19 protein-coding genes are annotated in these 23711 nt (G+C 71.1%); 10 read left to right on the top strand and 9 right to left on the bottom strand.

The window, feature by feature from the left end:
• Nucleotides 1-89: 89 nt before the first annotated feature.
• Both J2S44_RS07630 and J2S44_RS07625 read right to left on the bottom strand, forming a co-directional pair.
• Nucleotides 90-1034: an acyl-ACP desaturase gene (locus J2S44_RS07630; RefSeq protein WP_310410200.1), complete on the bottom strand. Its 945-nt coding sequence runs from the start codon at nt 1032-1034 to the stop codon at nt 90-92.
• A 116-nt stretch (nt 1035-1150) separates the two neighbouring features.
• Complete coding sequence (locus J2S44_RS07625; RefSeq protein ID WP_310410199.1) at nt 1151-1870, bottom strand: lysophospholipid acyltransferase family protein; 720 nt, start codon at nt 1868-1870, stop codon at nt 1151-1153.
• A 183-nt stretch (nt 1871-2053) separates the two neighbouring features.
• On the opposite strand from J2S44_RS07625, the gene J2S44_RS07620 reads away from it, so the two are divergent.
• From J2S44_RS07620 to J2S44_RS07575, 10 genes are all read left to right on the top strand, one after another.
• On the top strand, nt 2054-3361 hold the full coding sequence (locus tag J2S44_RS07620) for an aspartate aminotransferase family protein (RefSeq protein WP_310410197.1): 1308 nt from the start codon (nt 2054-2056) through the stop codon (nt 3359-3361).
• Entirely contained in the window at nt 3358-4842 is a 1485-nt protein-coding gene (locus J2S44_RS07615) for a CoA-acylating methylmalonate-semialdehyde dehydrogenase (protein ID WP_310410196.1), read from the top strand. The genes J2S44_RS07620 and J2S44_RS07615 overlap by 4 nt, the downstream gene beginning before the upstream one ends.
• A gap of 141 nt (nt 4843-4983) precedes the next feature.
• Nucleotides 4984-5934, top strand: coding sequence for an ATP-binding cassette domain-containing protein (locus J2S44_RS07610; protein WP_310410194.1), 951 nt, complete (start codon nt 4984-4986; stop codon nt 5932-5934).
• On the top strand, nt 5931-6749 hold the full coding sequence (locus tag J2S44_RS07605; RefSeq protein ID WP_310410191.1) for an ABC transporter permease: 819 nt from the start codon (nt 5931-5933) through the stop codon (nt 6747-6749). The genes J2S44_RS07610 and J2S44_RS07605 overlap by 4 nt, the downstream gene beginning before the upstream one ends.
• A gap of 646 nt (nt 6750-7395) precedes the next feature.
• Nucleotides 7396-11004 carry an AfsR/SARP family transcriptional regulator gene (locus tag J2S44_RS07600; protein WP_310410189.1) on the top strand — a complete coding sequence of 1203 codons (3609 nt, stop codon included), beginning with the start codon at nt 7396-7398 and terminating at the stop codon, nt 11002-11004.
• A gap of 283 nt (nt 11005-11287) precedes the next feature.
• On the top strand, nt 11288-12625 hold the full coding sequence (locus J2S44_RS07595; RefSeq protein ID WP_310410187.1) for a radical SAM protein: 1338 nt from the start codon (nt 11288-11290) through the stop codon (nt 12623-12625).
• 388 nt (nt 12626-13013) lie between these two features.
• Complete coding sequence (locus J2S44_RS07590) at nt 13014-13934, top strand: MurR/RpiR family transcriptional regulator (protein WP_310410186.1); 921 nt, start codon at nt 13014-13016, stop codon at nt 13932-13934.
• Nucleotides 13935-13982: 48 nt separating this feature from the next.
• Complete coding sequence (gene ngcE / locus J2S44_RS07585) at nt 13983-15398, top strand: N-acetylglucosamine/diacetylchitobiose ABC transporter substrate-binding protein (protein WP_310410184.1); 1416 nt, start codon at nt 13983-13985, stop codon at nt 15396-15398.
• A 60-nt stretch (nt 15399-15458) separates the two neighbouring features.
• Nucleotides 15459-16367: a carbohydrate ABC transporter permease gene (locus J2S44_RS07580; RefSeq protein WP_310410182.1), complete on the top strand. Its 909-nt coding sequence runs from the start codon at nt 15459-15461 to the stop codon at nt 16365-16367.
• Between the two features lie 9 nt (nt 16368-16376).
• A complete protein-coding gene (locus tag J2S44_RS07575) occupies nt 16377-17279 on the top strand; it encodes a carbohydrate ABC transporter permease (RefSeq protein ID WP_310410181.1) in 903 nt (300 codons plus the stop codon).
• Nucleotides 17280-17376: 97 nt separating this feature from the next.
• On the opposite strand, the gene J2S44_RS07570 is transcribed toward J2S44_RS07575, so the two are convergent.
• The 7 genes from J2S44_RS07570 to J2S44_RS07540 are packed head-to-tail and all read right to left on the bottom strand — an operon-like array spanning nt 17377 to nt 23533.
• Entirely contained in the window at nt 17377-18033 is a 657-nt protein-coding gene (locus J2S44_RS07570) for an HAD-IA family hydrolase (RefSeq protein WP_310410179.1), read from the bottom strand.
• Between the two features lie 30 nt (nt 18034-18063).
• Nucleotides 18064-18888, bottom strand: a complete 825-nt coding sequence (locus J2S44_RS07565) for a phytanoyl-CoA dioxygenase family protein (protein ID WP_310410177.1) — start codon at nt 18886-18888, stop codon at nt 18064-18066.
• Nucleotides 18885-20291, bottom strand: a complete 1407-nt coding sequence (locus J2S44_RS07560; protein ID WP_310410175.1) for a glycosyltransferase — start codon at nt 20289-20291, stop codon at nt 18885-18887. Before J2S44_RS07560 ends, J2S44_RS07565 begins: the two co-directional genes overlap by 4 nt.
• Nucleotides 20288-20947: a D-sedoheptulose-7-phosphate isomerase gene (locus J2S44_RS07555; protein WP_310410174.1), complete on the bottom strand. Its 660-nt coding sequence runs from the start codon at nt 20945-20947 to the stop codon at nt 20288-20290. Before J2S44_RS07555 ends, J2S44_RS07560 begins: the two co-directional genes overlap by 4 nt.
• Nucleotides 20944-21723, bottom strand: coding sequence for a cupin domain-containing protein (locus J2S44_RS07550; protein WP_310410172.1), 780 nt, complete (start codon nt 21721-21723; stop codon nt 20944-20946). The genes J2S44_RS07555 and J2S44_RS07550 overlap by 4 nt, the downstream gene beginning before the upstream one ends.
• Nucleotides 21720-22664, bottom strand: a complete 945-nt coding sequence (locus J2S44_RS07545; RefSeq protein WP_310410171.1) for a transketolase family protein — start codon at nt 22662-22664, stop codon at nt 21720-21722. Before J2S44_RS07545 ends, J2S44_RS07550 begins: the two co-directional genes overlap by 4 nt.
• Nucleotides 22661-23533, bottom strand: a complete 873-nt coding sequence (locus J2S44_RS07540; protein ID WP_310410169.1) for a transketolase — start codon at nt 23531-23533, stop codon at nt 22661-22663. Before J2S44_RS07540 ends, J2S44_RS07545 begins: the two co-directional genes overlap by 4 nt.
• Nucleotides 23534-23711 lie beyond the last annotated feature (178 nt).

Here is a 23711-nt window from a genome sequence, read left to right as displayed (position 1 = left end):
AGCCACCCACCGCACGTTCCCGCGCCGGATCGAGGCGTCGCCCGGGTCGCCGGAACGACCCGCGGGACGCCTCGGTCGCGGCGGAGCGGTCAGCCCTTGCGGGCGGCCTGGCGGGCGCGGTTGGCGTCGCGGCGCTCGGTGAAGCGGGTGGCCTGCTTGTCCAGGTTCTCCAGGAAGTCGGCGAGCTCGTCGCGGGCCTTGGCGCCGTCGTCGGTGAGGCCCGGCGTCTCCAGCACCCGCAGCTTGCGGAGCACCGGCATCAGCACCTCGTCGTGGTGGATGCGCAGGTCGTAGATGCCGGCCATGGCGATCTGCACGGACTTGCGGGAGAAGTTCTCGATCGTGTGGCCGGGCATCTGGAACGAGCTGACCACGTCGGTGATCGCGCGCATCGCCAGGTTCGGGGAGAGCGCCAGCGACGCCTCGAGGAGGTTGCGGTAGAAGACCATGTGCAGGTTCTCGTCGGTGGCGATCCGGGCGAGCATCGCGTCGCAGATCGGGTCGCCGGAGAACTTGCCGGTGTTGCGGTGCGAGACGCGGGTGGCCAGCTCCTGGAACGACACGTACGCGATCGAGTGCAGGATGCTCTGGTCGTGCTCGTTCTCGAAGCCGACCGACATGTGCGTCATGCGCAGCCGCTCCAGCTCGATCGGGTCGACCGCGCGCGTGGTCAGCAGGTAGTCGCGGATCGCGATGCCGTGCCGGCCCTCCTCCGCGGTCCACCGGTGCACCCAGTCACCCCAGGCCCGGTCGCGGCCGAACATGGACGCGATCGCGTGGTGGTAGCTGGGCAGGTTGTCCTCGGTGAGCAGGTTGACGATCAGCGAGGTGCGGGCCACGTCGGAGAGCTTGGACTGCTCCGGCGACCAGGCCTCGCCACCGAGCGGGCCGTCGAAGTTCGTGCCGTCGGACCACGGGACGTACTCGTGCGGGAACCACTCCTTGGCCAGCCCGATGTGCCGGTTGAGGTTGGTCTCCACCACGGGCTCGAGATCGAGCAGCAGCGCTCGCGTGGTGGCTTCGTCGACGGTCACAGGACCTCCAGAGGGAATGGCGAACCTACGGTTACGGTACCGTAGGTTCGCGGCTTCGACACCACCCGGAAAGCCGGAAAACCGGCCGGTAACCAGGACCGATGCCTCGCGGAAGATCAGCTGGCGGGTGCAATCTCCGGCTGCGGCGCGGTGCCGCCCAGGTACGCCGGCAGCCACCAGCGGTCCGCGTCGTCCTTCGGCTCGTCCGGGTACTCCCGCTGCGCCTTCTCGACGAGCGCGGTCATCCGGCGGCGCAGCTCCGCGGTGGCGACGTTCACGTCGTCCTTGCGGCTCACCTCCATCGGCTCGCCGACCAGGATCGTGATGGGCGTGTGCCGGCGGGTGAGCGTGCGCGGCCGGCCCTTGGTCCACAGCCGGTGCGTGCCCCAGAGCCCGACCGGGATCAGCGGCACGCCGGCGGACATGGCCAGCCGGGTGGCACCCGACTTGACCTCCTTGACGGTGAACGAGCGGCTGATCGTCGCCTCCGGGAAGATACCGACCACCTCGCCGCTCTTCAGCGCGGTCAGCGCGTCCCGGAACGACTGCACGCCCGAGTCGCGGTCGACCGGGATGTGCTTCATGCCCCGCATCAGCGGACCGGAGATCCGGTGCTTGAAGACCTCCTGCTTGGCCATGAAGCGGACCATGCGCTTGGCCGGGTGCGCGCCGAACCCGGCGAAGATGAAGTCGAGGTAGCCGATGTGGTTGCTGGCCAGCACCGCGCCACCCTCGCGGGGCACGTTCTCCGCGCCCTCGACCCGGATCTTGAGGTCCAGAACCTTGAACATCAGCTTCGACGCTGCGATGACGGGCGGGTACACCACTTCTGACATGGCGTAACGGTAACCGCCCCGGCTGTGCGACGCCTCCGCTGCCCGGTGCGTGCACCCGCACCCCGTACCGTGGCATGCTCATCTGTCCGATGGTGATCCCTTGACGATGTGTCAGGTGGCCGACCGCGCTGGGCGACAGGATGGCAGTTGCCGTCGACCGGGTGCGGGTGGCAGCGTGCGGTCATGGGTGATGACCTGCTGGCCCGCCATCGCGCGGTGCTGCCGTCGTGGATGCCGATCTACTACCCGGACGACCCGATCGAGATCGTCTCCGGCTCCGGCCGGCGGGTCGTGGACCATCGCGGCCGCAGCTACCTGGACTTCTTCGGTGGCGTGCTGACCAACATGATCGGGTACGACGTCCCGGAGATCCGCGAGGCGGTGGAGCGGCAACTGGCCACCGGCGTCGTGCACACCTCGACGCTGTACCTGATCCGGCAGCAGGTCGAGCTGGCCGAGCGGATCGCCCGTGTCTCCGGCATCCCGGACGCGCGCGTGTTCTTCACCAACTCCGGCTCGGAGGCGAACGAGGCCGCGCTGCTGATGGCCACGAACGTGCGCCGCTCCAACCAGATCCTGGCGATCCGGAACAGCTATCACGGGCGCACGCTCGCCACCATGGGCGTCACCGGGCACCGCGGCTGGTCGGCCAGCTCGCTCAACCCGCTCACCGTCTCCTGGCTGCACTCCGGCGATCGGGTACGCGGCCTGCTGGCCAAGCTGTCCGATTCGGATCATATTGACGCGGCGGTCGAGGACCTCCGCGAGGTGCTCGCCACCCAGACCGCCGGCGACGTGGCCGCGCTGATCGCGGAGCCGATCCAGGGCGTCGGCGGCTTCGTGCACGCGCCGGACGGCACGCTCGGCGCGCTGAAGAAGGTGCTGGACGAGTCCGGCATCCTGCTCATCTCCGACGAGGTGCAGACCGGCTGGGGCCGCACCGGCGAGCACTTCTGGGGTTACCAGGCACACGGCGTGGTGCCCGACCTGCTCACCTTCGCCAAGGGCATCGGCAACGGGTTCGCGCTGGCCGGCGTGGTCGGCCGCGCCGAGGTGATCAACGCGGTGCCGGCGGTCAGCTTCTCCACGTTCGGCGGCAACCCGATCTCCGCGGCCGCCGGCAACGCGGTCCTGGACTACGTGCTCGACCACGACCTGCAGGCCAACGCGGCCCGGACCGGCGCGATCCTGCTCGACGGGCTGCGCGCCGCCCGGCCCCGGTTCGGGATCCTGGCCGACGTCCGCGGGCGCGGGCTGATGATCGGCCTGGAGTTCGTCCGCCCCGGCACCACGGAACCGGACGCGCCGGCCACCGTCCGGGTCTTCGACGAGTGCCGCCGCAACGGCCTGCTGGTCGGCAAGGGTGGCCTCTACAACAACGTGCTCCGGATGGGCCCGCCGCTCACGCTCACCGAGGACGAGGCCCGCGAAGGACTCGACATCCTGGTCAACGCGATCGCGACGGTCGACGCAGAGGCGGTAGTTCGATGATCACGCATTTCGTGGGCGGCAAGCACTGGGACGGCGGCTCCACCCGCACCGGTGAGGTCTTCGACCCGGCGACCGGCGCGGTCGCCGACCGGGTCCGCCTCGCCTCCACCGCCGACGTCGGCCAGGCCGTGGACGTGGCGGCCGCCGCCGTGGCGAGCTGGAAGGACGCGTCGCTGGCGAAGCGTACCGCCGTGCTGTTCGCGTTCCGGGAGATCATGAACGCGCGCCGGGACGAGCTGGCCGCGGTGGTCACCGCGCAGCACGGCAAGGTGCTCTCCGACGCGGCCGGTGAGGTGCAGCGCGGCCTCGAGGTGGTCGAGTACGCGTGCGGCATCCCCACGCTGCTCCGCGCCGGCTTCAGCGAGAACGTCTCCACCGGCGTCGACTCGTACTCGATCCGTCAGCCGCTCGGCGTGGTCGCGGTCATCTCGCCGTTCAACTTCCCGGCGATGGTGCCGCTGTGGTTCGTGCCGATCGCGATCGCGGCCGGCAACGCGGTCGTGCTCAAGCCGTCCGAGAAGGACCCGGGCGCGGCCGTGCTGATGGCCGAGTGGTTCGCCGAGGCCGGCCTGCCCGAGGGCGTGTTCAACGTGGTGCACGGCGACAAGGAGGCGGTCGACGCGCTGCTCGACCACCCCACGGTCAAGGCCGTCTCGTTCGTCGGATCAACCCCCGTCGCACGGTACGTGTACGAGCGCGGCACCGCGAACGGCAAGCGGGTGCAGGCGCTCGGCGGCGCGAAGAACCACATGGTCGTACTCCCCGACGCGGACCTGGACCTGGCCGCGGACGCCGCCGTGAACGCCGGCTTCGGGTCCGCCGGCGAGCGCTGCATGGCGATCTCCGTGGTGGTGGCCGTCGACCCGATCGGCGACACGCTCGTGGACCGGATCGCCAGCCGGATGGCGACGATCCGGACCGGCGACGGCCGGCGTGGCTGCGACATGGGTCCGCTGGTCACCGGCGCGCACCGGGACCGGGTCGCGTCCTACGTCGCCGCCGGCGTCGAGGCCGGCGCGACCGCGGTGGTGGACGGGCGAGACCCGGCCGTCGACGGCGAGGCCGGCGGGTTCTGGCTCGGCCCGACCCTCTTCGACCACGTCACACCGGACATGTCGATCTACACCGACGAGATCTTCGGCCCGGTGCTGTCCGTGGTCCGGGCCGCGTCCTACGACGAGGCGCTGCGGCTGGTCAACGACTCGCCGTACGGCAACGGCACCGCGATCTTCACGAACGACGGCGGCGCGGCCCGGCGCTTCCAGCACGAGGTCGAGGTCGGCATGGTCGGCGTCAACGTGCCGATCCCGGTGCCGATGGCGTACTACTCGTTCGGCGGCTGGAAGGCCTCGCTCTTCGGTGACACGCACGCGCACGGGCTGGAGGGCGTGCACTTCTTCACCCGCGGCAAGGTCGTCACCAGCCGCTGGCTCGACCCGTCGCACGGCGGCCTGAACCTGGGCTTCCCCACGCAGACCTGACCTCCACCGCCGCCCGCGCCCGGCGCGGGCGGCGGCCTGACACGCGCCGTCCGGGCCGTGTCAGCGATCTGTGCCCACGCTGTCAGCGGCACCCCGCAGTCTTCTCGAGGCAACAACCGGAAGACGAACGAGGGGGAGCCCATGACCGCCGCATTCCAGGCCGAGGGCCTGGTGAAACGCTACGGGAAGACGACCGCGCTGGACGGCGTGGACCTGATCGGCAGGCCGGGCACCGTGCTCGGCGTGCTCGGGCCGAACGGTGCCGGCAAGACCACCGCGGTCCGGATCCTGGCCACGCTGCTGCGCCCGGACGGCGGGCGCGCCACGGTCGGCGGGTTCGACGTGGTCAAGGACGCGGAGCGGGTGCGGCGCCTGATCGGGCTCACCGGCCAGTACGCGTCCGTCGACGAGGACCTGACCGGCATGCAGAACCTGCAGCTGATCGCGGCGCTGCTGGACCACCGGGGCGCGGAGGGCCGGGCCCGCGCGGTCGAGCTGCTGGCCCAGTTCGACCTGACCGACGCCGGGGGCCGGCCGGTCAAGACGTACTCCGGCGGCATGCGACGCCGCCTCGACCTGGCCGCGAGCCTGGTCGGCCGGCCGGACGTTATCTACCTGGACGAGCCGACCACCGGTCTCGACCCGGCCAAGCGCGACGACGTCTGGGCGATGGTCCGCCGCCTGGTCACCGAGGGCGTCACCGTGCTGCTCACCACGCAGTACCTGGAGGAGGCGGACGCGCTCGCGGACGAGATCTCCGTGATCGACCACGGCCGGGTGATCGCGCACGGTACGCCCGCGCAGCTCAAGCACATCGTCGGCGGCCAGACCGTGGTGGTCCGGCCGCTCGACCCGGAGCACGTGCCCGCGGTCGCCGACATCCTGCACGGCATCGCGGGCGTGACCCCGGAATCGCCCAGCCGCGGCGTGCTCACCGTGCCGGTCGACGGCGACGCCGCGCTCGGCCACGTGGTCCGGCAACTGGCGGCCGCCGGCATCCCGGTGCTGGAGCTGGCGCTGCGCCTGCCCAGCCTGGACGAGGTCTTCTTCAGCCTGACCGGCCGGCACGAGGTCGCGGAGGTGGCGGCATGAGCACGTCGACGATGGTCAGCGCGCCCGCGGTCCCGGTGCGCCCGCAGCCGCGCCCGTTCGGCCTGGTCCGGCACAGTCTGCAGCTGGCGAGGCGAAGCCTGCTGAAGACGCTGCGCACGCCGGAGCAACTGCTGGACGTGACGCTCCAGCCGATCCTGTTCGTGGTCATCTTCGTCTACCTGCTGGGCGGTGCGGTCGCCGGCTCGACCCACGACTACCTGCAGTTCCTGCTGCCGGCGATCATGGTGCAGACGATCATGTTCGCGTCCACGGTGACCGGCACGAACCTCAACACCGACATCGAGAAGGGCGTGTTCGACCGCTTCCGCAGCCTGCCGATCGCCCGGTCCGCGCCGCTGGTCGGTTCCGTGCTCGGCGACCTGATCCGCTTCGTGGTCGCGATCGTGGTGCTGCTGACGTTCGGCTACGCGATCGGCTTCCGGATCGGCACCGACCCGCTCCAACTGCTCGCGGCCGCGCTCGTCACCATGATCTTCGGCTTCTGCCTGAGCTGGGTCTCGGTGCTGATCGGCATGATCGTCCGGTCCCCCGGCGCGGTCCAGGGCCTCGGCTTCCTGGTCATGTTCCCGCTGACCTTCGGCACCAACATGATGGTCCCCACCGACACGCTCCCCGGCTGGCTCCAGGCCTGGGTCAAGGTCAACCCCGCCACCCACGTGATGGAGGCCGTCCGCGCGCTGATGCTCGGCACCCCCGACGCCACCGCCCCGGTCCTCACGACCCTGGCCTGGTCCCTCGGCATCCTGATCGTCTTCGCCCCCCTCGCGGTCCGCGCCTACCGCCGCCGCACCTGACACCCCGCCATCACCACCTCGCCCCCACCGGCCCGCGCCGGTTGGCCCGCGCCGGTTGGCCCGCGCCGGTTGGCCCGCGCCGGCTGGCGCGGGCTTGCGGGGCAGCACTCACCGCGAAGCGGGAAACAGGACCTCGACGCCTGTTTCCCGCTTCGGCGTGTTTCGCGCTTTTGGCGTGGTTCCGCTGTGGCGTCCCTGAGTTCCGTGGGCATCCGACGACCCCGGACGGCCACGCCGCCGAGAACGAACACGGCCGGTCGCCGCGTCGACAATCAGCGCTTCCGATGACCGTGCTGTGCCGACCGGCACAGGCTCGGCCTCGGCCGTCGGCTCCTTGCCGGCATCCGTGCCGGCCTCGGCATCCGTGCCGGACTCAGCTTCCGGATAGCGGTCTCGTGGCGTGGCGTGGCGTGGCGCGGCGGGGCAACCCGTGCCGGCCTCGGCCTCGGCACCGGCACGGCGCCGGTTCCGGTTCGCTTCCGCTTCTGGTCCCGGTCGCGGACCGGGCGGATCCCGGCGGGTGGTGTCCGGGGACTGCCCGGTGGATGCGCGGGCGCACCACCGGCTACGTCCGTGGGATGACGGGGGTCTGCGCCCGGCGGGGGAGTCGGGGCGGGTGCGTGAGTGAGACAGTGGCCTGGTGCGGGTGGGGATTCTGGGGTCGCTGGAGGTGGCTGCCGACGGGGCGGCCGTCGAGGTGGCCGGCGGGCGGTTGCGCGCGCTGCTGATCAGGCTGGCGCTGGAGCCGGGCCGGGCGGTGTCCGTCGGGACGCTGGCGGACGCGCTGTGGGCGGGGGACACGCCGGGAGACCCGGTCGGTGCGGTGCAGCAGCTGGTGTCGCGGCTGCGGCGGGCGCTGCCGGACGGCGGGGTGCTGCGCTCGACGCCGGCCGGATACGTGCTGGAACTGCCGGCCGACGCGGTGGACGCGGTGCGGTTCGAGCGGCTGGCCGCGGAGGGCCGGCGCGAGCTCCGCGCGGGCCGCGCGGCCGAGGCCGGTGCGGTGCTGCGGGACGCGTTGCGGCTGTGGCGCGGTGCCGCGCTCGCCGACGCGGCGGACGCGCCCTATGCGCAGGGCGCGGCGGCCCGGCTGGAGGAGCTGCGACTCGCCGCCGCGGAGGACCGGGCCGAGGCGGTGCTGACCGCCGGCGGGGACGCCGGGGTGCCGGCCGAGCTGATCGCGGAGCTGAGCGAGCTGGAGGCCGCACATCCGCTGCGGGAACGGATCGCCGCGCTGCGCATGCGCGCGCTGATCGCGGACGGCCGGGTCGCGGAGGCGCTGACCGTCTACGCGGAGCTGCGCGAACGGCTCGCCGGCACGCTCGGCGTGGACCCGTCGCCGGAGGTGCAGGCGGTGCACCTGGCGGCGCTGCGTCACCGGCCGGAGCCGATGTCCGCCCCGGTCGCCGGGACGAACCTGCGCGCGCCGATCACCAGCTTCGTGGGCCGGGAGGCGGAACGCGCCCTCCTCATCAAGCAGCTGACCGAGGGGCGCCTGGTGACGCTGGTCGGCCCCGGCGGCGCCGGCAAGACCCGCCTGGCGACCACGGTCGCCCACGAGATCCACGCCGGCCGCCGCTCCGGCCGGCCACCGACGACGCCCACCACCCGCACCGGCGGCCCGACCGGAACCGGTGACCGTCCGGCACCGCACGGCGGCCGGCTGCCGGCGGCCCACGATCGGCCGCCCGAAGACCGCGACCGGCCGACCCGCGACGGCCACGGGCCGCGCGCAGGTGTGAGGCACGACGACCACGGCGCGGCTGTGGGCGTGGCGCGTGGCGGCCACGGCGCGGCTGTGGGCGTGGCGCGTGGCGGCCACGGCGCGGCTGTGGGCGTGGCGCGTGACGGGCACGCGGCGACCGCGGGTTTGGCGCGCGATGACGGCCTGGTGGCCGTGGGCGCGGAGCGCGAGGGTGATCGGGGCGGCGCGGGCGCGGTGCGCGATCACGGCCGGATGGCCGCGGACCGGGCGCATGATGCCGCGCACCTCGGTGCGCGCGGTCGTGGGGCGGACGAGGGTGGGCCGCGCGGCGGTGTGTGGCTGGTGGAACTGGCGCCGGTGGCCGCGGACGGGGACGTGGCGCAGGCGGCGCTGGGCGCGTTGCAGAAGCTGCGGGTGGCCTCGTTCGGCGCGGCGCGGGCGCCCGGCGGCACGATCGACCGGCTGGTGGAGCTGCTGGCGCCGCACGACGCGGTGCTGGTGCTGGACAACTGCGAGCACGTGGTGGCGGGCGCGGCCCGGCTGGCGGACGAGCTGCTCGGTAGCTGCCCGCGACTGCGGATCATCGCGACCAGCCGGGAGCGCCTCGGGATCGCGGGCGAGGCGCTCTGTCCCGTACCCCCGCTGGATCTTCCGGTTTCCGGGGCCGGTGCGGCGGAGGCGCTCGGCTGGGCGTCGGTGCGGCTGTTCCGGGACCGGGCGGTCGCGGTCCGGCCGGACTTCGTGGTGGACGCGACGACCGTGGGCCCGGTGGTCGAGGTCTGCCGCCGGCTGGACGGGATGCCGCTGGCCATCGAGCTGGCCGCGGCGCGGCTGCGTGCGCTGCCGATCCAGGAGGTCGTGCGGCGGCTGGACGACCGGTTCGCGCTGCTGACCGGCGGCAGCCGCACCGCGCTGCCCCGGCACCGCACGCTGCGCGCGGTGGTCTCCTGGAGCTGGGACCTGCTGGACGGGACCGAGGCGCTGCTCGCGGCGCGGCTGGCCGTGTTCCCCGGCGCGTTCACGCTGGCGGACGCGGAGGCGGTCTGCGACGTGCCGGGTGACGTGCTGCTGTCGCTGGTCGACCGCTCGCTGGTGCAGACCGCGTCCGCGGCGGACGCGGCCGAGCCACGCTATCGCATGCTGGACACCATCGCGGCGTACGCGGCGGAGCGCCTGGACGCGGCCGGCGGGACGCGTGCGACGCGGGTCGCGCACGCGCGGCACTTCCTGGCGCTGGCCGAGGAGGCGGAGCCGCACCTGCGCCGCGCCGAGCAGCTGGACTGGCTGGCGAGGCTGGACGGCGCGCACGACGACCTGATCACGGCGCTGCGGTTCGCGGCGGACACCGGCGACACGGACACCGCGGTACGGCTGACCGCGGCGCTCGGCATGTACTGGATCATCACCGGTAAGCAGGACGAGGCGCTGGAGTGGTGTCAGCTCGCGAGCGCGATGCCCGGCCCGGCGCCGGCCGGGGCGCGCGTGATCGTGCTGGTCGGTCGCCTGATGCCGCGGTTCACCGAGGCCGATCGGGAGGCCGGGCCGGCCGAGATCCGCGCGCTGCTGGACGCGCTCGGCGACGACGACCGGCGGCATCCGTTCCTCGCGCTGATCGAGGCGGGCCTGCCGATCTTCGCGGAGGACGTGCCGGCCGCGCTGGCCGTGATCGAGCGGCACCTGGCCGGGCCGGACCCGTGGCTGCGCGCCATGATGCACCTGATCCGGTCGCACGTGCGGGAGAACGACGGTGACCCGGCCGGCCGCCGCCACGAGCTGGAGACCGCGGCCGGGATCTTCCGTGACCTGGGCGAACGGATGGGGTTGGCGGTCTCGCTGACCGAGCTGTCCGAGGCGCTGTCGGTCGCGGGCGAGTTCGACGCGGCGCTGGCCGTGCTGGACGAGTCGATCACGCTGCTGCGCATGCTGAACGTGACCGACGACGTGGCGCACCAGCGCATCTGGCGTGCGCTGATCGCGGCGCGGCAGGGCGGTCCGGAGCACGCGCGGGCCGAGTTCGAGGCGGTGCTGACCGAGTGTGACCTGTCCGGCTCGCTGCGGGCGCAATCGTTCGCGAACGTGACGTTCGGCGTCGCGTTCGCCGCGCTCGGCGACCTGGACCGGGCCGAGTCGCAGCTGCTGCGGTCCCGTGCGCTGATCGCGGCGGCCCGGACCGCGCCGCCGCAGGTCGACGTGCTGATCGACTGCGGGCTGGCGGTGATCGCGGCGCAGCGCGGTGACCCGGTGTCGGCCGCGGCGCTGATTCCGGGTGCGGTGGCGGTCGCGCTGCGCACCGCGGACGTCCCGGTGCTGGCCCGGGCCGGGGTGGCGCTCGCGTTCGTGCGCCGGGCGGAGGGCCGCCCGGCCGAGGCGGCGGAGCTGCTCGGAGCGGCCGAGGCGATCCGGGGCGGCCCGGACCGGCTGAGCCTGGAGCTCGCGGTGCTGACCGACGAGCTGACCGCGGAGCTGGGCGCGGCCGGGTTCGCGGCGGCGGCGGCGCGCGGGCGGGCGCGGTCCCGGCAGGCGGCGATCGACCTGCTGCCCACGCCGTGAGCCCACCACCGAAGCCGGCACCCGTGGGCCGCATCGGCGCCCGCGGGCCGCACCCGTGGCCGTGGCCGTGGCCGGAGGCTGCCGCCGCACCCGCGGCCGGAGGGCTGCCGGGAGGCCGTTGACCGGCCGCCGGGGAGGTCGCCGCGGACCGGACGTGAGCTGCGCGACGGCGGCCGTGACAGGCGGCACAGCGGTAAGTGCCCCCGGCCGGTTCGCCGAGTACAAGTGATGAGGTACAGACTTGGAGTCGAGGCTCGACCCACTTGCAGGACGGAGATCGCGGATGGATAGGCGTACCGACGTCATCGAGGACCTGATGGCAAGGTTCCCGCACATCCCGAAAGAGGCCGTCATCAAGGAGGACCTGCTCCGCGGCGGTGTCGCCTTCGACGGTTCGATGCTCACCGACGGCGACGAGGGCGAGGTCAAGCCGAAGTCGTACTTCATCTTCTCGTTCGACCACCGCACGCTGCCGGAGCTGGGCGAGGCCGCGCTGCGCCGGCCGCCGGAGGAGATCATCCTGACCGGCGGGCCGTACGACCTGCGCCGCACCGTGGTGTCGGTCCGCGTCAACCCGGCGTCGCCGTACAAGATCGCGGCGGACGAGGAGGGGCGCGCGAAGCTGTTCCTGGACGGCCGCGCGATCTCCGACGTGGGCCTGCCGCCGATGCCGGACTATTACCGGCACACGCTGCGGAACGGCAAGTCGGTGATGGAGGTGGCGCCCACCATTCAGTGGGGTTACCTGATCTACCTGACCGTTTTCCGGGTCTGCCAGTATTTCGGCGCCAAGGAAGAATGCCAGTACTGCGACATCAACCACAACTGGCGTCAGCACAAGGCGGCCGGCCGTCCGTACACCGGTGTGAAGCCGGTGCAGGAGGTGCTGGAAGCGCTCGACATCATCGACAAGTACGACACGCTCGGCGCGTCCAAGGCGTACACGCTGACCGGTGGCTCGGTCACGTCCAAGGTGGACGGCCTGGCGGAGGCGGACTTCTACGGGCGGTACGCGAAGGCCATCGAGGAGCGTTTCCCCGGCCGCTGGATCGGCAAGGTGGTGGCGCAGGCCCTGCCCAAGGCGGACGTGCAGCGTTTCTACGACTACGGCGTGCGCATTTACCACCCCAATTACGAGGTGTGGGACAAGCGGTTGTTCGAGCTCTACTGCCCGGGCAAGGAGCGCTATGTGGGCCGCGAGGAATGGCACCGCCGGATCCTCGACTCGGCCGAGATCTTCGGCCCGCGGAACGTGATTCCGAACTTCGTGGCCGGCATCGAGATGGCCGCGCCCGGCGGTTTCCGGGACGTGGAGCAGGCGATCGACTCGACCGGCGAGGGCCTGCAGTACTTCATGTCCCGGGGCATCCTGCCGCGCTTCACCACCTGGTGCCCGGAGCCGACCACGCCGCTGGGCAAGATGAACCCGGAGGGCGCGCCGCTGGAGTACCACATCCGGCTGCTCGACCGGTACCGCGCGACGATGGACGCGAACGGCATCCTGCCGCCGCCCGGCTACGGCCCGCCCGGCGCCGGTAACGCGGTCTTCTCGGTGAGCTCGTTCATGGACACGCTCCCGGCGGACACCACGATCGCGGATGAGACGCCCGCGGCGGTGTAATTCCGTCACAGCGCCATGAAGCCGGCAACCCGCACGCGGGTTGCCGGCTTTTTCGTGTGCGCGTCTCGTGCCGACTCGGTAAGACGGATTTTCACGGCCCGGTGCGGGGGAGTGCGGGCGACCAGGCGCGAGTTGCCACCCGTACCCTCACGGATTTCGATCTTGTTAAGTCTCCGGGTGGCATGCTGACGGCGAGTGACGACGTCCTGAGCAGCGTTTATGCAGCTTGCTGCATGTCTTTAAGGTCCTGTTAGCACGTCGGTGTGAACGGTCGGTGACCGGCGGCTCGGTAACGGTTTGAAAACTTCAACCGAAGTCTTGACACAAGGGGGGCGTCAGTAAGAAGTTTTACCACCAAACAGTAAACATTCTTTTCGGAGGAGCGCTAATGACGGAGGTGGACACCACCGCGGTCCCTGCGGTGACGGATGCCTCCGCGCGGGAGGGCGGCGTCCTGGTGCGCGTGCGCTCGCGGCTGCCGGAGTTCACCGGCGCGCTGCAGCGGGTCGCGGAGCAGGTGCTGGCCGACCCCGCCGTCGCGGCCCGGTCCACGATCGTGGAGCTGGCCGAGCGCAGCGGCACCTCTCCGGCGACGATCACCCGCTTCTGTCGTGCCCTCGGCTTCGAGGGCTACGCGGACCTGCGGCTGGACATCGCGGCCGAGACCGGCCGGGCCCGCGCGGCGGGCTGGACGGTCGACATCGGGCGCGAGATCCAGCCGGGCGACCCCCTCGGGCGCGTGCTCGACCAGCTGATGGCCGCGGACACCCGGGCCATGCAGGACACGGCCGCGCTTCTCGACCTGGGCGAGGTGGAGCGCGCGGCGGCCGCGATCGCCACCGCGAACCGGGTCAACATCTTCGGCGCCAGCGGCAGCGCGCTGGTCGGCGAGGAGTTCCAGTTCAGCCTGCACCGCATCGGCGTGCCGGCCTGGGCCTGGACCGACGTGCACAACGGGCTGGCGAGCGCCGCGCTGATGCGGGACGGCGACGTCGCGCTGGGCATCTCGCACAGCGGACAGACCCGCGAGACGATCGAGATGCTGGCCGAGGCCGGCAGTCACGGTGCGACCACCGTGGCCCTGACCAGTTTTCCGCGCGCACCACTGGCGGAACTGGCCGACATAGTCCTGCTGACCGCGACGCAGGCCACCACGTTCCGGCCGGACGCGCTCTCCGCGCGGCACCCGCAACTGGTCGTGCTGGACCTGCTCTACATCGCGGTCGCGCAGCGGACCACTGAACGTTCCCACGCGGCCTTTCAGCGCACCGCCCGGGCAGTCGACGGGCACAAGGGCCGCAAAGAGTAAAAATCCTCCGCCCAGGTATGTAGTTCGTCATCAAGGAGCTGCGACACCATGTCTGACAACGACCTCACCCGCCGGACAGTGCTCCGCCGGACCGCGGCCGCGGGCCTGATGGCCACTCCGGCCATGGGATTCCTCTCCGCCTGCGTCACCGGCGGTGGCGAGGACGAGCCCGCCAACCAGGCGGAAGGCGAGAAGAACGCGGAGAACCCGCTCGGCGTGGACGGCAACGCCCCGCTCGAGGTGGTCATCTTCAACGGTGGGTACGGCGAGAAGTACGCCACCGACGTGCACGAGCCGCTGTACAAGGCGAAGTTCCCGAACGCGCAGATCAAGCACTCCGCCACCCAGGAGATCGCGACCACGCTGCAGCCCCGGTTCGCCGGTGGCACCCCGCCGGACTTCGTGAACAACTCCGGCACCAAGTTCATGGACTTCGGCACGCTGATCCAGGACGGGCAGCTGCAGGACCTCACCGAGTTGTTCGCGGCCCCGTCCGTGGACGACCCGGCCAAGAAGGTCTCCGACACGCTGGTCGCCGGCACCGTCGAGTCCGGCACGTACAACGGCAAGCCGTTCGTGCTGAACTACGTCTTCACGGTGTACGGCCTCTGGTACTCGGAGAAGCTGTTCAAGGACAAGGGCTGGACGGTCCCGACCACCTGGGCCGACTTCACCAAGCTGCTCGACACGATCAAGGCCGCGGGCATCACGCCGTACGCGTACGCCGGCAAGAACGCGCCGTACTACCAGTACCTGGTGATCCTCTCCTCGGCCGCCAAGATCGGTGGCCCGGACATCCTGAAGAACATCGACAACCTGGCCGACGGTGCCTGGACCGCCCCCGCGGTCAAGACCGCCGCGGCGCAGTGGGCCGAGATCGGTGCGAAGTACATGGACAAGGCCGACGAGGGCCTGATCCACACCGAGGTGCAGCTCAAGCAGAACCAGGGCAAGGTCGCGTTCTACCCGTCCGGTTCGTGGCTGGAGGCCGAGCAGTCCGCCTCCACGCCGGAGGGCTTCAACTACGCGGTCATGCCGGTCCCGGCGGCCGACGGCGCCACGCTGCCGACCGGTCTCTACGCGACCGCGGGTGAGCCGTACTTCGTCTCCGCCAAGGGTGCGAACCCGCGCGGCGGCATGGAGTACATGCGGCAGATGCTGTCGACGAAGGGTGCGAAGGGCTTCATCGAGCTCAACAAGTCGCTGACCGCGGTCGCCGGCGCGGAGGAGGGCATCCAGCTCTCGCCCGGCCTGACCAGCGCCTCCGCGGTGCTGAAGGCGGCCGGTGCGGGCGTCTTCTCGTACCGCTTCGACAGCTGGTACAAGGAGCTCGACACCGAGCTGCGCACCGCCACCAACGCGCTGATGTTCGGCCGGGAGAACGCGGACCAGTTCTGCGCGCGGATGCAGAAGAAGGCCGACGCGATCAAGGCCGACTCGTCGATCACGAAGTTCTCTCGCTGATGTTCGCCGGGCGGGACGGGCACCACCGTCCCGCCCATCTTTCCTGAGGATCTGGTCCACATGCGGCACGGCAAGTACCCGTTCGTCATCGGGTTCCTCGCGGCCCCCGTGACGATCTACGTCGTCTTCGTCATCGCGCCGTACGCGCAGGCGTTCTACATGGCGTTGACGAACTGGCGAGGGCTGTCTCCGGGGCAATTCATCGGCCTGGAGAACTTCACGCGGCTGTTCCAGGACGACGTGTTCTGGAAAGCGTTGCAGCACCACGGGATCCTGCTGCTCGCCCTGCCGCTGATCACGATCATCATCGCGCTCTTCCTCGCGTTCATGCTCAACGTCGGCGGCGGCTCCCAGAAGGGGGTGATGACCGGCGTCTGGGGCTCGAAGTTCTACCGCGTCGTCTTCTTCCTCCCGCAGGTGCTGGCGGTCGCGATCCTGGGCGTGCTGTTCCAGGCGATCTACCGCCCGGACGGCTCCGGCATGATCAACAGCCTGGTCGCCAAGCTGGGGCTGGAGCCGATCGGCTTCCTGATCAACCCGGACCTCGCGCTCTGGTCGATCATCGCGGTGCTGGTCTGGCAGGCCGTCGGCTTCTACGTCGTGCTCTTCTCGGCCGGCATGTCCAACATCCCGAAGGACATCTACGAGGCCGCGATGCTGGACGGCGCCACCCGGATGAGCATGTTCTTCCGGGTCACGCTGCCGCTGCTCTGGGACACGCTGCAGGTCGCCTGGGTCTACCTCGGCATCGCCGCGTTCGACGCGTTCGCCATCGTCCAGACGCTCTCGGTGGACCAGGGCGGCCCGGACGGCTCCACCACCGTGATCGGCATGGAGATCTACCGGAACGCGTTCACCTACTCCAAGTACGGCTACGCGTCCGCGATGGGCGTGGCGCTCTTCTTCCTGACCATCACGTTCGCCGCGCTCAGCCTCCGGGTCAGCCGGCGCGAATCCGTGGAGATGTGAGGGGCTGTCATGGCTGTCGACACTGTTAAGCCCGTATCCGCGTCCAGCGCGGCCCCGTCCCCGGAGAAGACCCGGCGCGAGGTCAACGTCCTGGCCGGCTTCGGCCACGCGTTCCTCGCGGTCTGGGCACTGCTCATCATCGCGCCGCTCGTCTGGACGTTCCTCGCCTCGTTCAAGACCAACGAGGAGATCTTCGGCGACGCCTGGACGATGCCCGGCGCGCTCCGCCTCGACAACTGGGCCCGCGCCTGGTCCGAGGCGAACGTCGGCCAGTACTTCCTGAACAGCGTGTTCGTGGTCAGCCTGAGCACCGCCGGCACCATGCTGCTCGGCGCGATGGCCGCCTACGTGCTGGCCCGCTACAGCTTCTGGGGCAACCGGGCCATCTACTACCTGTTCGTCTCCGGCCTGGCGTTCCCGGTCTTCCTGGCGCTGGTGCCGCTGTTCTTCGTGGTCCGGAACCTGGGGCTGCTCAACTCGTACGTCGGGCTGATCCTGGTCTACATCGCGTACTCGCTGCCGTTCACCGTGTTCTTCCTGGCCGCGTTCTTCAAGTCGCTGCCGAACTCGGTCGCCGAGGCCGCCACGATGGACGGCGCGTCGCACACCCGGCTGTTCTTCCAGGTGATGATGCCGATGGCGCGGTCCGGCCTGATCAGCATCACGATCTTCAACGTGATCGGCCAGTGGAACCAGTACCTGCTGCCGCTCGCACTGCTCCAGGGCGAGGGCGCCGAGGAGAAGTGGGTGCTGACCCAGGGCATCGCGAACATCTCCACCAGCGCGGGCTTCGACGCGGACTGGGGTGGCCTGTTCGCGGCCCTGACGATGGCGATCCTGCCGATGATCGTCATCTACGCGATCTTCCAGCGTCAGATCCAGTCCGGGCTGACGTCCGGCGCGGTCAAGTAGGCCCCTCCGTCCTCATTCGAGCGGGGCGCCCGGTCACCGGCCGCCCCGCGACGGCGGCACCGGCACCTGTGGCACGGTGCCGGTGCCGCGGTCCCGGTCAGGGGCGGCCGGGAACCCGTACCCGCAGGGCGGTCAGGTCGTCGACGACCCAGTCGGCATCCGGGGCCGGCGCGCCGGTGGCCACACCGATCACCCGCATGCCCGCGGCCCGCCCGGCCCGGACACCCACCGGGCTGTCCTCGACGACGACACAGCGGCCGGCCGGGCGTCCCAGCCGTGCCGCCGCGGCCAGGTACCCGTCCGGCGCCGGCTTGCCCGGCAGCTCACCGTCGTCGGTGATCAACACGGGCGGCAGCGGCAGGCCCGCGTGCCGCATCCGGATCTCCGCCAGGCGCCGCCACGCCGAGGTGACCACCGCCCAGCCGCCGGCGGGCATCGCCGCGAGCAGCGCCCGCGCGCCGGGCACGGCACGCAGGCCGGTGGTGTCCCGCTCCTCGACCCGGGTCAGCCACCGGACCTCCGCGTCGAGGTCCAGGCCGGGCGACACCAGCCGTACCGTGCCGGCCAGCGTCCGCCCGTGTGCCGCCCGCAGCACCGCGCCGGCGTCCAGACCGTGCCGGTCGGCCCAGGCGCGCCACTTCCGTTCGACGCACGCGTGCGAGTCGACGAGCGTGCCGTCCATGTCGAACAGCACCGCGTCGCACTCCACCGGTACGGCACCGGCGGGCGTCACCAGCTCGAGCACGAGGTGCACGCCCGCGTCCCGGACACCGCGCACCACGGGTCAGCGTTTCGCGCCGACGAAACGCTGACCCGGGCCACGCGCCTCGATCAGCTCGAGATGCGCCCGCGTCGGGTCGGCGTAGACGTTGCCGGCGAGGTCCCGTCCCCGGGCCAGGAAGATCTGGTGCTTGTCGCCGATGAGGGCGTCGTTGAAGCGGATGCTGGTGCTCATGTAGCGCATGGTGTACCCGCAGCGCCGCAGCGTGCTCCGGTTCACCTCGCTGCTGTGCACCAGAGCCCCCGAGTGGATGCTGTACTGGTTCGGCCGCAGCTGCACCGGCACGGCCTTGGCCGGGTCGATCTGGGACTGGTCCAGCTCCTCGTCGAAGACGCTGTTGTCATCGGTGACCGGGCGGTAGTGCCCGTCGCCACCTCGGTGACTGCCCGGGATCACCTTCATGCAGCCGTTCTCCAGCGTGGACGGGTCGATCGCCAGCCAGATCGTCATGGCCTGCGCGGCCGGCTCGATCATCTCCCGCCAGAAGTAGCCGTCCGTGTGCCACGGCACGCTCTTGCCGTCACCGGCCGGCTTGCAGAAGAAGTGCGACGTGAACAGCGCGATGTCCGGGCCGATCACCGACTCCACCACGTCCAGCACGCCGGGATCCAGCAGCCAGCGGAACAGCTCCGGGTCGGTGAAGTGCGGAACGTCCATGTCCTCCGGGCGCTCGCCCACCGGCAGGTCGTCCAGCTTGCGCTCGAAGTGCGCCTTGAGCGCCGCGAACGTCTCCGGCGGGAAGAGGCCGTCTCCGGTCGTGTAGCCGTTCTCCCGGTACTCGGTCACCTGCTGAGGGCTCAGCCCTCGGTACGCCTGGTCGTCGGTCATGACGTGGCCATCCTCTCCTGTGTCAGCATCGCTGCCGTGGTGGTGACCTCCCGGTCGGCCAGGAAGTCGGTATGGACCCGCTGGTGTGCGCGAGCGCCGATCGAGATGCCGTCGACCTCGCTGCCGATCGCCGTGTTGAGCAGAGCGCCCAGCCCGGCCAGGTCCGCCGGGTCGGACAGCAGGAAGCCGTCCACCCCGTCGGTGATCTGCGCACGGATGCCGCCGACGGCGCTGCCGACCACCACGCGCCGCTTCCACATCGCCTCGGCGACCGTCAGGCCGAACCCCTCCGCCAGGCTCTTCTGCACCACGACGTCGGAGGAACGCTGGAGGCCGTTGACCAGCAGCGCGTTCTCCGCGAGGTCGGCCATCGGCAGCGCGACGAGCGTGACGCGGGCCCGTTGCGCCGGAGTCAGGTCCTGCCAGCGCCGCACGCAGTCGGCGTACCAGAACCGCTGTTCCGTGTCGTCCGCGATCGCGGCCGGGTCCGGGCCGACCAGCGCCAGGTGCCCCTGCGGGACGTGGCCGGTGAACGCGTCGAGCACGCCGCCCATGTCCTTCAGCCGGTCCCAGCGGGATATCTGGGTCACCAGCGGCGCACCGGCGCGCCGGGTGCCCTCGCGGTGCACCGTCGGCGCGGACCGCAACCGGACCGGGCCGAGCGGCGTCCGTACCGCCGGCGGTGCGGTGGCGTCCTGCGCGCCCAGCCCGCAGTGGTCCAGGCAGGCGCGTACCGTGTCCATCCCCAGCTCCGCGTTCTTGTAGCCGAACGGCGAGATGAACGGCGGCAGCACGTGCACGGACCGGTCCGAAAACCTGGCCGGTACGTGCCGGTCCACCGAGAAGACCAGTGACCGGACGCCGTCGAGCAGGGGCCCGATGAAGTCCCACCCGAGTTCCGAGGCCGGGGTCGGCTCGTCCACGCCGACGTGGCACCGCCAGAGCGTCGTGGCGGTGCGATCCGCGATCCGCGGTGCCAGCCCGGCGGTCTGGTGGTCGTGCAGGACGACGATGTCCCGCGGGCCGATCATGCCGAGCAACTCGGCCGCGTCCGTGGACAGGGACCGCAGATAGGCGGCGTGCTCGCGGGCACCGAGCGGGCCGTCATCGCTGCCGTACAGGGCGACGCCGAGCCGCTTGGTGATCCGGAAGAACTCGTCGGTGCCGCCGATCACCGCCCAGCGCGCCCGCACGCCGAGCTCCGTGTAGACCGGCAGCAGCGTCTGCAGCATCTCCGCCACGCCGCCACCGGCCGGCGTCGAGTTGACGTGCCAGAGCGTGCCACCGGCGAGCCGCTCCCGAATCTCCTCGGCCGCCCGTCGCAGCCGGACGGTCCGCTCCGGCCCGATCAGCCGCGCGAACGCGGTGAGTGCCGGCGGGGCGGACACCTCGTTGATGATCACGGGTGACTCGCCCGGGCCGGTGCGGCGGCGTCCGCCACGCGCTTCTTGAGCAGGCCGACCAGCATGTGGTTGACCGAGAGCATGGCGTCCTCGAAGTGGAAGTTGTTGTCGTTCCGGCCGGTCTGGCCGGGGAACCGCGACGTGCCGGGCACCACCAGGCACACGTCGGCCAGGTCCCGGCACCGGCCCCCGTCGCCCTTCGTCATGGCGAACGTCCGGGCGCCCGCCTTCACCGCGACCTCCAGCGCGCGGACGACGTTCGGTGAGTTGCCGCTACCGCTGTACGCCATCACCAGGTCCCGGGGCGTGACGAACGGTTCCACGGAGGCGCTGTACATGCTGTCCGGTCCCAGATCGTTCACCAGGCCGCTCAGCTCGGCCGCGGAGCCGCAGAGGTTGACGAAGTGCAGGCGCCGCACCGAGGCCGCGATCGGCGCGCTCTTGTCCTCGGAGACGAACGGGTGGTGCTTGAAGTCGCAGTACGCGTGGTCGAGCGTGCCCGCGTTGCCGCCGTTACCCATGGCGTAGACCGTGCCGCCCGCGTCGTAGGTCTCGAACAGCATCTCCGCGGCCCGGTGCACCGCCTCCGTGGGGAACGCGTCGATGATCGCCCGCTTCTCGTCCAGGTAGAGCCGGATGTCGTCGGTGACGCTCATGCCCGTGCCCCCGCGTGCTCGGTGCCGATGCGGCCGTTGCCCCGGTGCGTGTCGTCCGCCCAGCGGATCACGTCGTCCAGCTCCGGTGTGGACACCTCGACGGAGGTGTAGTCCGTCAGCGCGATCACCCGGTGCAGGATGTCGGCCGCCGAGGACCAGCCGGATCGGCGCGCGTGCACGGTGCGCGGCAGGGACCGCACGTCGACGACCGCGCCGGGATCGTCGGGCGCGGGGACGCCGTTCAGCACGGTCGCCTCGCCCTCGACCACGTAGTTGGTCTCGACCTTGCGCCGGTGGGACTGCAGCGAGGACTGATGCCCGGTGGTCATGTGGATCTGCTTGAGCGCGTAGCCCGGCGCCGTGAGGTTCTGCGTGTACCAGATCTCGTGACCCCACGGCTTGTCGACGCGGTACCCGTCCACGTCGACGCACGCGCCGGTCGAGGCCGGCGGCTCCGGCGACTCCTCGTCCGGACCGGTGACGGTGCCCGCCTCCACCACCACCGCGGGCTCGTCGCCGAGCGCGGTGAAGCGGTAGGCCGCGCCGGGCAGCGCGTGCCAGCCCCGCAGGTAGCCGTACTCCCGAACGGTGCCGCCGCCGGGGGCGCACTCCAGCCGGACCCGGCCACCGATCACGATGAACGTGCGGTGGTCGTCCGGGCTCCGCCGGTACGGCACCGGTGCGCCGGGCCGCAACTCGTGCTCGACGAACAGGTAGGGCGCCGCGACCAGGTCACGGGCCAGGTCGGTCGGATGGACGGAACGGGTCGTCGTCATCGGTGCTCCCTGTCGGCGGGGGTGGACGCGAGGAAGGCGCTGATCCGCCCCGCTACCCGGGGCGCGTCCAGCTCGTATCGTTCGTAGAGCTCGCCGGGCGAGCCGGCCTGGCCGTAGTCGTGCACACCCCAGCCGCCGAACCGCACGTGCCGGTCGAGGTCGAGCACGAGCCGGCCGACCTCGTCGATCAGCCCGCCGCGGAGGAAGTGATCCTCGACGACGATCACCTGGTCGTACGGCTGGAGGATCTCGCGTACCGCGGACGGCCGCAGCGGCAGCGACGACGCGTTGATCACGGCGGGGCGCGGCGTCCCGGCCGGCAGCAGGTCGAGCGCGTCCAGGACCACCGGGACCATGCCGCCCATGGTGAAGAGCGCGGTCCCGGTGCCCGGCCGGACGACGTCGGGATACCCGAACCGAAAGCGGTAGTTCTCGTCGTGCACCTCGCGCTGGGGCTGCCGGCACAGCCGGAGGTAGGTCGGCCGGCGGTGGCTGACCGCGTACTCCAGCATCTGCCGGGTCTCGTGGCCGTCCGCCGGCTGCAGCACCTCCACGTTGTGCAGCGTGCGCATCAGGGCGAGGTCCCGGAGCCCCATCTGGGTCGGGCCGTCCTTACCGATGGCGAGGCCGGCGTGCGTGCCCACCATGACCACGCCCGACTGGTTGAGCCCGACCGACTGGAAGATCTCCAGGAACTTGCCGGTCAGGAAGTGCCCGAAGCTGGCGATGAACGGCCGGAAACCCTCCTGGGCCAGGCCGGCCGCCAGGCCGATGCCGTTCGCCTCGGCGATTCCCACCTCGATGAAGCGCTCGGGAAATGTCGATCTGAACTTGGTCGTCTTGACCGCGGAGGCGAGATCGCAATTGACCACGACCACGTCGGGATTGTCGGCCGAGACGTCGACGAGGATGTCGCCGAACCAATCACGCGTCGCCTTCACCGCGCGGTCCTCTCCAGTTCGGCGATGGCGTCCTCGTAGATCTGTTCGGTGAGACTTCCGCTGTGCGAGCCGTTCAGCAGGATCTGCCCGGGAGTCAGATATCCCTTCTGCGTGTGCGCGATGACGACGGACGGCTGCCGCTGATTGGCTCGGGCATTGAGAACGGCATCCCGGATGGCCAGATGCGAATGGCCGTTGATTTCCTGCACATGCCACTGGAACGAACGGAACCTGTCCGGCAGTGAATAGGGAGGCAGGATCGCGTCGATCGGTCCGTCGTTCTGGCTGTGGTTGTGGTCCACCAGCAGCGTGACGTTCGCGAGTTGCCGTGCGCCGGCGTACATGATGGCCTCCCACATCTGGCCCTCCTGTAATTCGCCGTCCCCGGCGAGGCAGTAGGCCATGGACGGCTCCTGACGCATCCGGCGTGCCTCCGCGCGGCCGAGCGCGACCGAGAGCCCCTGGCCGAGCGCGCCGGTGCTGACCGCCACCAGATCCAGCCGGCTCCGGTCGGGGTGGCCCTGCAGGCGGCTGTCGATGCGGCGCAGCGTGCCGATCTCCTCGGGGTCGAGCTCGCCGGCCACCATCAGCGCCGCGTACCACGCCGGAGCGGCATGCCCCTTGGACAGCACGAACACGTCGTCCGTGGCGTTCATCCGGTCGAATTTGAGCACGCTGATCAGGTCCACGCAGGACAGCGACGATCCGACGTGGCCGGAGCCGGCCAGGTAGATCATCTTGAGCAGACAGGCGCGGACGTCGTCGGCGAGCTGGCCGATCCGCGCGAGTCGGTAGGGCAGTTCGAAGTCGTCGGGTACGAGATGGGCGCTCCGGTCGAGCGGAACCGAGTCGATGTAGGCGGTAGTCACGGAACCTGAACCTCCCTGGTTTTGGTGTGCTTTCCCGGCTCTGCCAAGCGGGATCTGCTGACCACTCCTTCCGGATCCGGGCATGCGAAGTCGTGCGATGAATTAGCCGGGCGACGCGCACGACAATTGATTCGCCAAATGTTGCGGAATGGTTTCCCGATACCCGATCAATGTTTAT

The organism is Catenuloplanes niger, from assembly GCF_031458255.1.
Classification (GTDB): Bacteria; Actinomycetota; Actinomycetes; order Mycobacteriales; family Micromonosporaceae; genus Catenuloplanes; species Catenuloplanes niger.
This window is presented reverse-complemented; position numbering and strand designations above follow the sequence as displayed.